The organism is Streptomyces xanthophaeus (assembly GCF_000725805.1).
GTDB classification, from domain to species: Bacteria; Actinomycetota; Actinomycetes; order Streptomycetales; family Streptomycetaceae; genus Streptomyces; species Streptomyces xanthophaeus.
On sequence record NZ_KL647135.1, the window covers coordinates 142,294 to 154,779 of the forward strand.

A 12,486-nucleotide genomic window follows, 5' to 3' on the forward strand; every position below is an offset into this window, starting at 1 on the left:
ATCGGCGCCGGGTCCCCACCTGGCGCCAGTAGCTCTTCGCGTGGTTGTCGCTCTTACGCTACGAGCCGTAGCGTAACTCCTCGCGGCCCTGCGGCGCCCCGTGATCTGAACCACAGTGCGGACGGCCCCGGCGGTTCCCCTACCGACGGGTATGGTCTCGGCCATGCGCAACCCCAGCCCCGGCACGAGCACCGCCGCCAGCTCCACGACCGGCCGTACCGGACGCCCACGCAGCGCCGCCGCGGACGCCGCCATCCTCGCGGCGACCCGGGACGCGCTGGTCGAGCTGGGCTGGTCGAAGCTGACGATGGGCGACGTCTCGGCGCGCGCGGGGGTCGCCAAGACCACCCTCTACCGGCGCTGGGCGGGCAAGAACGAGCTGGTCGTCGACGCGGTCGCGGAGCTCTTCGACGAGCTGGAACTGCCGGACCGCGGCTCCCTGGAGGGCGACATCGAGTACGTCGTCCTCCGGTTCGCGGAGCTGCTGCGGCGCCCGGAGGCCCGTACGGCGCTGATGGCCGTGGTCGCCGAGTCCACCCGGGACGAGGCCCTGCGCGACCGCATCCGGTCGGCCATCGTGGACCGGCAGAAACGTCTCGTCGTACTGGGACGCGAACGGGCCCAGGCCCGGGGCGAACTTCCCCCGGAGGCGGACGACGCCCTCGCGGGCCACACCACGGACCTGATCTTCGACGTGATCGCCGGCACCGTGGTGCACCGGGCCCTCGTCAGCTCCGAGCCGGTGGACGAATTCTGGGTCGCCACCTTCACGGCCCTGCTGATGCACGGCCTCCAGGGCCAGGGTCCGTCCCCGGCCTGAGCGCGGCACCCCCCTGCGGGCACGGGAACGGAAAAAGCCGGTCACCGCGCCCCGTGGGCGCCGTGACCGGCCCGTCCCGCCGCGGTCAGAAGCCGGGCGGCTCCGTGTAGGTGCCCCACTCCTCGCGCAGGACGTTGCAGATCTCGCCGAGGGTGGCCTCGGCCCGGACCGCGTCCAGCATCGCCGGGATCATGTTCGACCCGTCGCGCGCCGCGGCCAGCATCTCGTCGAGCGCCGCCGTGACCCGGGCGTCGTCCCGCCGGCCCTTGCGCGCGGCCAGCTCCCGCACCTGGACGGTCTCCACCTCGTGGCTGACCCGGAGGATCTCCAGGTCACCGGTGACCGACCCGTGGTGCACGTTGACACCGACGACCCGCTTGTCCCCCTTCTCCAGCGACCGCTGGTACTGGAAGGCCGACTCGGCGATCTCCCCGGTGAACCAGCCGTCCTCGATGCCGCGCAGGATGCCCGAGGTGATCGGCCCGATCGGGTGCCGGCCGTCCGGGTGGGCGCGCAGTCCGCGCTCCTTGATCTGGTCGAAGATCTTCTCGGCGTCCGCCTCGATGCGGTCGGTGAGCTGCTCCACGTACCAGGAACCGCCCAGCGGGTCCGCCACGTTGGCGACGCCGGTCTCCTCCATGAGCACCTGCTGGGTGCGCAGGGCGATCTCGGCCGCCTGCTCGCTGGGCAGGGCCAGGGTCTCGTCGAGGGCGTTGGTGTGCAGGGAGTTCGTGCCGCCGAGGACGGCCGCGAGCGCCTCCACGGCGGTGCGCACGACGTTGTTGTACGGCTGCTGCGCGGTCAGCGAGACCCCGGCGGTCTGGGTGTGGAAGCGCAGCCACATGGACTTCTCGCTCTGCGCCCCGTAGACCTCCTTCATCCAGCGCGCCCAGATGCGGCGGGCGGCGCGGAACTTGGCGATCTCCTCGAAGAAGTCGAGGTGCGCGTCGAAGAAGAAGGAGAGCCCGGGCGCGAAGTGGTCCACGTCCATGCCCCGCGAGAGCCCGAGCTCCACGTAGCCGAATCCGTCGGCCAGGGTGTAGGCGAGCTCCTGCGCGGCCGTGGCCCCGGCCTCGCGGATGTGGTAGCCGGAGACGGACAGCGGCTTGTAGGCGGGGATGCCCTTCGTGCAGTACTCCATGAGGTCGCCGATGAGGCGCAGGTGCGGCTCGGGCTCGAAGAGCCACTCCTTCTGGGCGATGTACTCCTTGAAGATGTCCGTCTGGAGCGTGCCGTTCAGCACGGCGGGGTCGACGCCCTGCCGCTCGGCGGCCACGAGGTACATGCAGAAGGCCGGTACGGCGGGCCCGGAGATGGTCATCGAGGTGGTGACGTCGCCCAGCGGGATGTCCTTGAAGAGGACCTCCATGTCGGCGGCGGAGTCGATGGCCACGCCGCAGTGCCCGACCTCGCCGAGGGAGCGGGGGTCGTCGGAGTCCCGGCCCATGAGCGTCGGCATGTCGAAGGCGACGGAGAGGCCGCCGCCGCCCGCGGCGAGGATCATCTTGTAGCGCTCGTTGGTCTGCTCGGCGTTGCCGAAGCCCGCGAACTGCCGGATGGTCCAGGTCCGCCCCCGGTAGCCGGTGGCGTGCAGGCCGCGGGTGTACGGGTACTCCCCCGGCCACCCGATGCGCTCGAAGCCCTCGTACGCGTCGCCGGGCCGGGGACCGTAGACCGGGTCCACCTCGTCGCCGGAGAGCGTGCTGAAGTCGGCCTCGCGCTTGCGGGCCTTGTCATACCGGGCCTGCCAGCGACGGCGGCCTTCCTCGATGCCGTGAGCGTCCATGAGTCGAATTTACTAGGACGTCCTAGTAAATGTCGATGGGCAACCCCGGGGAGTTGCCCCGGGGGTTTCGGAACTCAGGCCTTCGCGGTGGCGAGACCGCCGCTGACCAGCGGCTCGATCTCGGCGCGCACCTGGCGCTCGACGAAGAAGGCGGCGAGCGGGATCGTGCCGGAGAGCATGATCCAGAGCATCTTGCCGAAGGACCACTTCGCCTTGGAGCTGAGGTCGAAGGCGAAGACCAGGTAGATCATGAAGAGCACGCCGTGGGCCTGGGACACCACGAAGGTCAGGTCGGCGCCCTTGTCGAAGCCGTACTTGAAAACCATGCAGGTGCAGAGCACCAGCAGCATGACGGCAGTGGCAAAGGCCATCACCCGGTAGCGGGTCAGCACGCTCTTCTTCATGCCACTGAGCCTAACCGTCCGTTTTGCGCGATCCCGCCGGGGGTCATCCGGCGGCGGCGTGACGGTGGTTACTTCTCCTCGAAGTCCGCGGCGGCCACCCGCAGCGGGCGCAGCAGCGCGAAGATCTCCGCGCACTCCTCGGCGTCGTACGCGCCGAGGCCGAAGTCGATCCCCATCAGGTCCTCGGTGGCGGCCTCGACGACCTCGCGGCCCTTGTCCGTGATGGAGGCGAGGGTCCCGCGGCCGTCGTTCGGGTTCGGGCGCTTGTCGACGAACCCGGCGCGCACCAGGCGGTCCACCGTGTTCGTGACCGAGGTCGGGTGGACCATCAGCCGCTCGCCGATCTTCGACATGGGCAGTTCGCCGGCCTTGGAGAAGGTGAGCAGCACCAGTGCCTCGTACCGGGCGAAGGTCAGACCGTAGGGCTTGACCACCGCGTCGACCTCGCCGAGCAGGATCTGGTGCGCGCGCATGATCGAGGTGATGGCGGCCATCGAGGGCACCGGTCCCCAGCGCTGCTGCCACAGTTCGTCGGCTCGGGCGATGGGGTCGAAGGGAAGGCTGAGCGGCTTGGGCACGCATCAGACCCTACCGGGCGGTCATTTGGCGGCCATACCCGTCTCACGCCTCGGCCCGCTGCCTCCCGGACCGGCCGCGCGCAGAGCGGCGAGGAGCAGCAGGACCACGGCCGTGCCGAGGACGCCGGAGCCGGTCACGACCACGTGGACCGGCAGGAACTCGGCGGCGAGACCGCCCAGGGCCATGCCGACGCCCTGGAGGGTCATCAGACCGGTGCTGAGCAGGGTCATCGCGCGGCCCCGCTCTCCGGCGGGGACGGCGTCCACCCACCACTGGTCGAGCCCCAGGGTGTGGGCCTGGGCCAGCCCGGCGAGCAGCAGCGCCGCGAGCACGCCCGGTACGCCCGGGCGGACCGCGTAGAGCAGGAGGGGAAGGAGGGCCACCGCTGCGAGCGGGGTCACGATCCGCGAACGCGTTCGGGCGGTGAGGGCGGAGCCCGCGAACACCTCGCCCGCGATGGTCGCGGCGGGCAGGGCGCACATCAGCAGGCCGAGGGTGGCGGTGCCCGCGCCGAGGTCGTGGGCGTACGGGGCGAGCAGCACCTCGGGCACCACGACGAAGACGGGCGGCAGCCAGAACAGCAGGGTCAGGGCGCGCAGCCGGGGCTCGCCCAGCACGGTGCGCAGGCCGGCGGACAGGGCGGGCGGACGCCCTGCGGAGGCGGTGCCCGCGCGGGCGGGGCGGGCGCGGGTGCCCAGACCCAGCAGCAGCGCCGAGCCGAGGAAGGCGGCGGCGGTCAGGGCGATCGCCCCGCGCGGTGCGAGGAAGGCCAGCAGCAGCCCGCCGAGGCCGAAGCCCACCAGCTGGGCGCTCTGCGCGACCATGCGCAGCAGTGAGCGGCCGAGGACGAAGGCGTCGCCCGTGCCGAGGAGGTCGCCGAGGGAGGCGTTGCGCGTGCCCTGGAACAGCGGAGCCACGAAGGCCAGCGCGCAGCGCAGTACGAGGAGCAGCGGGACGGGGGTGCCCGGCCAGGCCATCGCCGCCGCGCAGGCCGCGCAGAGGAGGTCGCATCCGACGAGCACCCGCCGGGCGGGGAAGCGGTCGGCGATCCCGGCGAGCAGCGTGCCGCCGAGGGCGTACGGGAGGAAGCCGAGGGCGAAGGTGAGGGCGCTCATCAGCGGTGAGCCGGTGGCCCGGTAGACGAGGACGGTGAGGGCGATCTCGGAGACGACGACGCCGAGCACGGAGATCAGGTGTGCGGCGAAGACGGTCCGGAATTCGCGGACGCGGAAGACGGAGAGGTATCCGGCGGAGCCGGTGGGGACCTCGGCCCCGGTGACGTGCGACATGGCCGTCACCTTCGCCGGACGCGGGGCCCGGGTCGTAGAGATTCACCCCTGTACGAAACTTGAGGGGCGGGGCCCGACCACGACCGGCGCCACCCGGCGGCCGACCGCCTCTCCAGGAAGCAGGAAGGAGGAGCCTCGATGGGGTTCCACTACCGCTTCGGTCCCGGCGATCTGCTGCGGTGCCGCTTCTCCCTCTCCCCGCGCTGGGAGACGCATGCAGCGGTGGGCGTCCTGCTGCGCCCGTCCCGGCAGACCTACCACCTGCCCTGGCTGAGCCGGGTCCGGGCGGCGGCCGAGGGGCTCGACCTGCGGCCGCTGTGGCTGTTGATGCCGCGGGCGGGGCACCACCCGGACTTCCTCAGCCCGCCGCCCGTCGGTCCGTCCGTCACCGTCGAGGAGGAGCTGGCGCGGGTGCGTGCCACCGATCCGCAGACGGCCCTCGATGAGCTCCGGCGGTCGCTCGCGTGCACGCCGGGCGCCCTGGAGAGCGACATCGGGCGGCGGATGCTGGCGGATCCGGCGCGGGCGGTGCAGGAGCTCGCCGATCTGACCGAGGCGGCCTGGCGGGCCCTGATCGCCCCGCACTGGCCGCGGCTGCGCGCGCTGCTGGAGGCCGACATCCTCTTCCATTCGCGGCGGCTCGCGGCGGGCGGCCTGGAGGCCCTGTTCGACGGGCTCCACCCGGACCTGCGCTGGGACACGGGCACGGACACCCTGACCGTCGAGCGCCCGGGCCACCACGAGCGCGAACTGGGCGGCCAGGGCCTGCTGCTGATGCCGAGCGCGTTCGTCTGGCCGGAGGTGATCGGCGGCTACGACCCGCCCTGGCAGCCGACCGTGGTCTATCCGGCCCGGGGCATCGGGGCCCTGTGGACGGCTTCGGCGGGACCCGCCCCGCAGGCGCTGGCCCGGCTGCTGGGGCCCGTCCGGGCCGACGTGCTGTGCGCCCTGACCGAACCGGCCTCGACCACGGCCCTGGCCGACCGCCTGGGGCTGGCGCCGTCCACGGTCTCGGCCCACCTGGGGGTCCTGCGTGCGGCGGGGCTGCTCGTCTCGACCCGCCACGGGCACCGGGTCCTCTACGAACGGACCCCGCTGGCCCTCGCCCTGGCCAGGGGCGACGACGTCTAGTGCGGCGGCCGGGCGGTGCCCGTCGGGCCCGGCGGGAGGTGTCGCAGGACGGGGCCGAGTGTCCGTTATGTCACGATATCCCGGTTCCTTGCCGCCCCTTCGTCCCGAGGAAGCCGGATGCCAGGCCGACGCCGCCCCGCCGACACCGCCGCCCCCCTGCGCAGATCCCTCGCCGCCCTCGGACTCGCCCTGCTGCTCACGGCGCTCACCGGCTGCGGCGACGACCGCCCGCAGGCCCCGCCCGTCCCCGCCCCGGCCCCGGGCGCCGGAGCGCGCACCGAACCGGGCGGGGAGTCCCCGTTCTGGGTCGACCCGCACGGCGAGGCCGCCCGGCAGGTGGCCGCCTGGGAGGCACAGGGCCGCTACGACGACGCCCAGGTGCTGCGCCGGATCGCGGAGCGGCCGCTGGCCCTGTGGGCGCCGGTGCGCGACCCCGGGCCCCGGATCCGCCGGGCCGCGGCGGACGCCCGGACGGCCGGGCGGACGCTGGTGCTCGCCCTGCACAACATCCCGGGCCGCGACTGCGGGCAGCGCCCGGCCGGGGGCGCACGCGACGCGGGGGCCTACCGCAGCTGGATCGGAACGCTCGCCGACGCCCTCGGCGACACCCGGGCCCTGGTGGTCCTGGAGCCCGGGGCCCTGGTCCACGCGGTCGACGGCTGCACCGGGCCCGAACAGCGGGCCGAGCGCTACCGGCTGCTCTCGGAGGCGGTCGGCCGGCTGAAGCGGAGCCGCCACACCAAGGTCTACCTGGACGCGGGCGGCCCGGACCGGGTCCCGGACCCGAAGGCCCTCGCCGAACCCCTGAAGAGGGCCGGGCTCGCCCGCGCGGACGGCTTCGCGCTGAACGTCTCCGGTTTCCAGACGGACGCGGCGGCCCGGGAGTACGGCGCCGCGCTCTCCCGGGCCACCGGCGGCGCGCACTTCGTCATCGACACCGGCCGCAACGGCGAAGGCCCGCTCCCCGGCGAGGGGAAGCAGGCCTCGTGCAATCCGCCGGGCCGCTCCCTGGGAGCGGCGCCGACCACCGTCACGGGCGACCCGCTCGTGGACGCGCACCTGTGGATCAAGCGGCCCGGACTGTCCGACGGCCCCTGCCGCGGCGGCCCGGCATCCGGCCAGTGGTGGCCGGAATACGCCCTCGGCCTGGCCCGCCGCTCCAAGGAGCAGCTCTAGGAGACGGCCTAGGAGGCCGGACCCTGGGCGAGGTGGCGTTCCACCGTCTCGATCTTCGAGGTCATGCCGTCGCTGACACCGGGACGGATGTCGGCCTTGAGGATGAAGGAGACGCGGGGCGCCCGCTCCTCGACGGCGGCGACGGCGCGCCTGACCACGTCCATCACCTCGTCCCACTCGCCCTCGACGGTGGTGAACATGGCGTCGGTGCGGTTGGGCAGCCCCGACTCGCGCACGACGCGGACCGCGTCGGCCACGTACTCGCCGACCTCTTCACCGACCCCCAGCGGGGTCACCGAGAACGCGATGATCACGCGCCGGCCACCTCTCGGGCACGGGCCGCGATCACGCTGTCGGCCTCGTCGCGCTTGAGCAGCTTGTCGCCGTACAGGCCGCCGAAGGGCACCACCGCGAGGCCGAAGAAGAGCAGGACCTTCATGAACGGCCACTTCGCCTTGTTCCAGACATCCAGGAGGAACACCGCGTAGATGGCGAACAGGATTCCGTGGAGGATGCCGAGCGGCATCATCAGGTAGTCGATGTCCGAGATCCGGCTGAGCAGCGAGCCGAAGATCAGCAGCGCCGGGAAGGACAGCGCCTCCGGGACGGAGATGAGGCGCAGCCGGTGCAGGGCGGAGGCGGTCTTGATGTCCACGGAGAACCTTCGGGGTGGAGGCCAGGGTCCGTCCCAGTGTCTCAGCCGCTTTGCGGGATCTTGACCCGGGTCCGCGGCGGACGGCTGCGGCGTTCGGCGGATGCCCGAGTGTGGCGCATATCGGCCACGAGGCCCTGTTCGGGCACGCCCGCTGCGGATAACGTCATCCCGTGGCTCAGTTCCGACTCCAAGGCAGCAAGGTGCTCGCCGTCGACCTGACCGGGGATGCCGTCAAAGCGAAGAACGGCTCCATGGTCGCGTACGACGGTCAGATGGCCTTCAAGAAGATGTCCGGCGGCGGTGAAGGCCTTCGGGGGATGGTGACCCGGCGGCTGACCGGCGAACAGATGACGGTGATGGAAGTACAGGGGCACGGCACCTGCTTCTTCGCCGACCGCGCGAGTGAGATCAATCTGGTCGACCTGCGCGGCGACAAGCTCTACGTCGAGTCCAGCAACCTGCTGTGCACCGACGCCGGCCTGCGCACCGGCACCACCTTCACCGGCCTGCGCGGCGGGGCGACGGGCAACGGCCTGTTCACCACGACCGTGGAGGGCACGGGGCAGGCGGCGATCATGTCCGACGGTCCGGCGGTCGTGCTGCGGGTCAGCGCCCAGTACCCGCTCTCCGTCGACCCGGGGGCGTACATCGCGCACACCGGGAACCTCCAGCAGTCGTTCCAGTCGGGCGTCACCTTCCGCACGCTGATCGGCGAGGGCTCCGGCGAGGCCTTCCAGATCCGCTTCGAGGGCGAGGGCCTGGTGTACGTCCAGCCCAGCGAGCGCAACACCATCGGGGGTGACGTCTGATGCCGTTCCGCGAGATCAACTCCAAGATGGTCGAGGCGCAGGTCGTCCCCGGGCAGAAGATGTACAGCCAGCGCGGCGCGATGCTCGCGTACCGCGGCGAGGTCTCCTTCACCCCGAGCCTGACCGGTGGTCAGGGCGGGGTGATGGGCATGATCGGGCGCCGCGTGGCGAACGAGCAGACCCCGCTGATGACGGTCGAGGGCAGCGGCACCGTGATGTTCGGCCACGGCGGCCACCACATCCAGGTGATCAACCTGACCGGCGAGACCCTCTACGTCGAGGCCGACCGACTGCTCGCCTTCGACGGCACCCTCCAGCAGGGCACGATGTTCATGGGCTCGCAGGGCGGCGTCATGGGCATGGTGCGCGGCCAGGTGACCGGGCAGGGCCTGTTCACCACCACCCTCAAGGGCCACGGTTCGGTTGCCGTGATGGCCCACGGCGGGGTCATCGAGCTCCCCATCACCCCCCAGCGGCCGGTCCACGTGGACCCTCAGGCGTACGTCGCCCACCACGGCGAGGTCCGCAACAAGCTCTCCACCGCGCTCGGCTGGCGGGACATGGTGGGGCGCGGTTCGGGTGAGGCGTTCCAGCTGGAGCTGTCCGGCCAGGGCGCGGTGTATGTACAGGCCTCGGAGGAGAAGCTGTGAACTTTGGCCCCGTGACGGGCGGACCGGGCGGGCCCACGGTCTTCGACCCGTACACCCTGCCCTCCGACGACAACGTGAACGCGTACACCTTCTGCGTGGAGCTCAAGGGGAGCCAGTGGTTCCTGCAGAAGGGCAAGATGATCTCGTACTACGGGAGCATCGAGTTCAACGGCATCGGCCACGGCCGCTTCGACCGCCTGCTGCGCACCAGCTTTCACTCCCCACTGCACGCCAGTGACTGGGTGGTGGCCGAGGGGCAGGGCAAGATGCTGCTCGCCGACCGGGCCTTCGACGTGAACTCGTACGACCTGGAGAACGGCAATCTGACGATCCGGTCCGGCAACCTGCTCGCCTACCAGCCGACCCTCGCCCTGAAGCAGTCGATCGTCCCCGGCTTCCTGACGCTGATCGGAACCGGGAAGTTCGTGGCGGCGTCCAACGGACCGGTGGTGTTCATGGAACCGCCGCTGCGCGTGGATCCCCAGGCGCTGGTGGGCTGGGCGGACTGCCCCTCGCCGTGCCACCACTACGACCACGGGTACATGTCGGGCGTCATGGGCGGGCTGCGCTCGCTCAGCGGTATCGGGGGCGCCTCGGGCGAGGAGCACCAGTTCGAGTTCGTAGGCGCCGGGACGGTGCTGCTGCAGTCCTCCGAGATGCTGATGGCGGAACAGGCGGTCGGTACGGTCGGCGCCGGTGCGGCCACGGGCAACGCCCAGGGCGTCCCGGGAGCCGCGCAGGGTCCGCTGGGGCAGCTGGGCGTGCCGCGGATGCCGGGGCAGCTGGGTGATCTCCAGCGCCGCTTCGGACTGTGACCTCTCCGACCACCCGTTCTTTGTACGTAATTCAACTTCTTAGGTAGAGTTCATTCATGGAGACCGTCGAGACCGAGACCGCCACCCTCCCCCGGACGCCGTCCGGGGAGACCCCCTGGCTGACCGACGCCGAGCAGTGCGCCTGGCGCACCCACCTGGACGTCAGCCGGCTGCTGATGCACCAGCTGGAAAAGGATCTCCAACCCTTCGGACTCACCAACAACGACTACGAGATCCTCGTGAACCTCTCGGAGTCGCAGGAGCACCGGATGCGGATGAGCGACCTCGCGACCGCCACCCTGCAGTCCAAGAGCCGCCTGTCCCACCAGATCACGCGCATGGAAGCGGCGGGCCTGGTCCGCCGGGTCAACTGCGAGTCCGACCGCCGCGGCCTGTACGCGGTGCTCACGGACGAGGGCATGGAGACGATGCGCAAGGTCGCCCCGCACCACGTGGCGTCCGTCCGCCGTCATTTCATCGACCTGCTGCCCCCGCAGGCCCTGTCGGCGCTGCGCGAGTCGCTCGGCCCCGTGGCCGACCACCTGCGGGACAACCGCGGCAAGGTCTGAGGCCCCCGGGCCCCACGGGCCCACGGGCAGCAGTCCGGCTCCGGGGCGGGCGCTCGGCGCGCCCCGGACGGCGGACGGCCGGAGAATGGGCGGTGTCCGCCCGCTGCCGGCCGTGCCGGGCAACCGTGCGCGCAGTGGCCGGCCTGAGGAGGTCCAGCCCATGAAGCGCAACGTCTACGTCTGTGCGGCCGCATCCGCCGTCCTGATCCTCGCAGGCCCGGTGACGGCCGCCGCAGCGCCATCCGCCGACACCGCGAGAACCCTCCCGGCGGCAGCCGCCGCCCGTGTCGACGTGACGGCCGAAGGCGCGGCCGCGGCGGCCCTGAAGCACACCCCGGGCGTCGTCGAGTCCCTCGACAAGGACGGCTCCGTCTGGCACGTCGACGTGATCAGCAAGGACGGTAAGGAGCACGTCGAGCTGGAGGTGAACGCCGCGAGCGGCGCCGTCACCCAGCGTGACAAGGACGCGAACGACAACCCCGCCGAGTACAAGACGCTGACCGGCGCGAAGGTCGACGCCGAGCAGGCGATGAAGGCCGCGCTCGCCGCCCATCCCGGCCAGGTCACCTCGGTGAACTGGGAGGACGAGGACGACAACGCCGGCGCCCCCTACTGGGAGGTCGAGATCAAGGCCTCCGGCGGCAAGACCCAGAACGTCCACGTCGATCCCACGACGGCGAAGGTCACCGCGTCCTCGTCGGACGACAACGACAACAACGACAACGACGACGACAACGACGACAACTGACCGCGGCCGGGCCCCCGGCTCCGGCAGGCGGGCCGCCGCACCCGCCCGCACCGCCGGAGCGGGGGCTCAGGCCTCGGTCAGCGTCGCCAGCAGCGCGTCCGCGGCCGCGTAGGGGTCGAGCTCGCCCACGGCCACCCTGGCGGCCAGCGCGTCCAGATGCGCGTCGCCGTGCAGATCGGCCATCTTGGCCCGCAGCGCGGTCACCGCGATGGTCTCCACCTCCCGCGCCGCCCGGGCCGCCCGGCGCTGCGCCAGCACCCCGCGCTCGTCCATCCAGGCACGGTGCTTCTCCAGCGCCTCGACCAGTTCGTCGATGCCCACGCCCCGGGCCGCGACCGTCTTGACGATCGGCGGCCGCCAGTCCCCGGCCCCGCGGGACTCCCCCAGGCCCAGCATGTGGTTCAGCTCCCGGGCGGTGGCGTCGGCGCCGTCCCGGTCCGCCTTGTTCACCACGTACACGTCGCCGATCTCCAGGATGCCCGCCTTCGCGGCCTGGATCCCGTCGCCCATCCCCGGCGCCAGCAGCACCACCGAGGTGTCCGCCTGGGAGGCGATCTCCACCTCCGACTGCCCGACCCCGACCGTCTCGACCAGGATCACCTCGCAGCCGGCCGCGTCCAGCACCCGGATCGCCTGCGGGGCGGCCCACGCCAGCCCGCCCAGGTGCCCGCGGGTGGCCATGGACCGGATGTACACGCCGGGGTCCGAGGCGTGGTCCGACATCCGCACCCGGTCCCCGAGCAGCGCCCCGCCCGAGAAGGGCGAGGAGGGGTCGACCGCGAGCACGCCGACCCGCTTGCCCGCCTTGCGGTACGCCGACACCAGCGCCGAGGTCGACGTGGACTTGCCCACGCCCGGGGAGCCCGTGAGCCCCACGACGTACGCCCCGCCCGTCAGCGGGGCCAGGGCGGCCATGACCTCCCGCAGCTGCGGGGACGCCCCCTCGACCAGCGAGATCAGCCTGGCCACGGCCCGCGGCCGGCCTTCACGGGCCTGCTCCACCAGCGTGGGGACGTCCACCGTCATACGTGCTGCGCTCCTCGGATTCCGGTACG

15 protein-coding genes are annotated in these 12,486 nt (G+C 72.1%); 8 read left to right on the forward strand and 7 right to left on the reverse strand.

The annotated features are described in order from the left end of the window. Positions 1-163: 163 nt before the first annotated feature. Positions 164-820 (forward strand): TetR/AcrR family transcriptional regulator, encoded by a 657-nt coding sequence (locus IO30_RS0136610; protein WP_037896254.1) that lies wholly within the window; start codon positions 164-166, stop codon positions 818-820. Between the two features lie 85 nt (positions 821-905). On the opposite strand, the gene icmA is transcribed toward IO30_RS0136610, so the two are convergent. The 4 genes from icmA to IO30_RS41445 all read right to left on the reverse strand — a co-directional run bounded on the left by icmA (position 906) and on the right by IO30_RS41445 (position 4,878). Continuing rightward, a complete protein-coding gene (icmA, locus tag IO30_RS0136615) occupies positions 906-2,606 on the reverse strand; it encodes a coenzyme B12-dependent isobutyryl-CoA mutase large subunit (protein WP_031150454.1) in 1,701 nt (566 codons plus the stop codon). A gap of 74 nt (positions 2,607-2,680) precedes the next feature. Continuing rightward, the gene (locus IO30_RS0136620) at positions 2,681-3,010 is read right to left on the reverse strand and encodes a DUF3817 domain-containing protein (RefSeq protein ID WP_031150456.1); all 330 of its coding nucleotides are present in this window, start codon (positions 3,008-3,010) and stop codon (positions 2,681-2,683) included. A gap of 68 nt (positions 3,011-3,078) precedes the next feature. Next, positions 3,079-3,588: a MarR family winged helix-turn-helix transcriptional regulator gene (locus IO30_RS0136625; protein ID WP_031150458.1), complete on the reverse strand. Its 510-nt coding sequence runs from the start codon at positions 3,586-3,588 to the stop codon at positions 3,079-3,081. Positions 3,589-3,609: 21 nt separating this feature from the next. Continuing rightward, on the reverse strand, positions 3,610-4,878 hold the full coding sequence (locus IO30_RS41445) for an MFS transporter (RefSeq protein WP_078904923.1): 1,269 nt from the start codon (positions 4,876-4,878) through the stop codon (positions 3,610-3,612). 138 nt (positions 4,879-5,016) lie between these two features. On the opposite strand from IO30_RS41445, the gene IO30_RS0136635 reads away from it, so the two are divergent. Together IO30_RS0136635 and IO30_RS0136640 are read left to right on the forward strand one after the other, a co-directional pair. Next, complete coding sequence (locus IO30_RS0136635) at positions 5,017-6,009, forward strand: ArsR/SmtB family transcription factor (RefSeq protein WP_031150460.1); 993 nt, start codon at positions 5,017-5,019, stop codon at positions 6,007-6,009. A 117-nt stretch (positions 6,010-6,126) separates the two neighbouring features. After that, complete coding sequence (locus tag IO30_RS0136640; RefSeq protein WP_031150462.1) at positions 6,127-7,185, forward strand: glycoside hydrolase family 6 protein; 1,059 nt, start codon at positions 6,127-6,129, stop codon at positions 7,183-7,185. An 8-nt stretch (positions 7,186-7,193) separates the two neighbouring features. Here the strand turns inward: IO30_RS0136640 and IO30_RS0136645 are convergent, their stop codons facing one another. Both IO30_RS0136645 and IO30_RS0136650 read right to left on the reverse strand, forming a co-directional pair. After that, the gene (locus IO30_RS0136645; RefSeq protein ID WP_031150465.1) at positions 7,194-7,499 is read right to left on the reverse strand and encodes an MTH1187 family thiamine-binding protein; all 306 of its coding nucleotides are present in this window, start codon (positions 7,497-7,499) and stop codon (positions 7,194-7,196) included. Continuing rightward, a complete protein-coding gene (locus IO30_RS0136650) occupies positions 7,496-7,840 on the reverse strand; it encodes a DUF3817 domain-containing protein (protein WP_031150467.1) in 345 nt (114 codons plus the stop codon). The genes IO30_RS0136645 and IO30_RS0136650 overlap by 4 nt, the downstream gene beginning before the upstream one ends. 170 nt (positions 7,841-8,010) lie before the next feature. Here IO30_RS0136650 and IO30_RS0136655 point away from each other — a divergent pair, with 170 nt between their 5' ends. From IO30_RS0136655 to IO30_RS0136675, 5 genes are all read left to right on the forward strand, one after another. Continuing rightward, positions 8,011-8,649: an AIM24 family protein gene (locus tag IO30_RS0136655; protein ID WP_031150469.1), complete on the forward strand. Its 639-nt coding sequence runs from the start codon at positions 8,011-8,013 to the stop codon at positions 8,647-8,649. Beyond that, on the forward strand, positions 8,649-9,299 hold the full coding sequence (locus IO30_RS0136660; protein WP_031150471.1) for an AIM24 family protein: 651 nt from the start codon (positions 8,649-8,651) through the stop codon (positions 9,297-9,299). Before IO30_RS0136655 ends, IO30_RS0136660 begins: the two co-directional genes overlap by 1 nt. 11 nt (positions 9,300-9,310) lie before the next feature. Further along, entirely contained in the window at positions 9,311-10,114 is an 804-nt protein-coding gene (locus IO30_RS0136665) for an AIM24 family protein (protein WP_031150473.1), read from the forward strand. A 56-nt stretch (positions 10,115-10,170) separates the two neighbouring features. Then, complete coding sequence (locus IO30_RS0136670; RefSeq protein ID WP_031150475.1) at positions 10,171-10,683, forward strand: MarR family winged helix-turn-helix transcriptional regulator; 513 nt, start codon at positions 10,171-10,173, stop codon at positions 10,681-10,683. 160 nt (positions 10,684-10,843) lie between these two features. After that, on the forward strand, positions 10,844-11,431 hold the full coding sequence (locus tag IO30_RS0136675) for a PepSY domain-containing protein (RefSeq protein ID WP_031150477.1): 588 nt from the start codon (positions 10,844-10,846) through the stop codon (positions 11,429-11,431). Positions 11,432-11,497: 66 nt separating this feature from the next. Here IO30_RS0136675 and meaB read toward each other — a convergent pair whose 3' ends face one another. After that, positions 11,498-12,457, reverse strand: a complete 960-nt coding sequence (gene meaB, locus IO30_RS0136680; RefSeq protein WP_031150479.1) for a methylmalonyl Co-A mutase-associated GTPase MeaB — start codon at positions 12,455-12,457, stop codon at positions 11,498-11,500. Positions 12,458-12,486 lie beyond the last annotated feature (29 nt).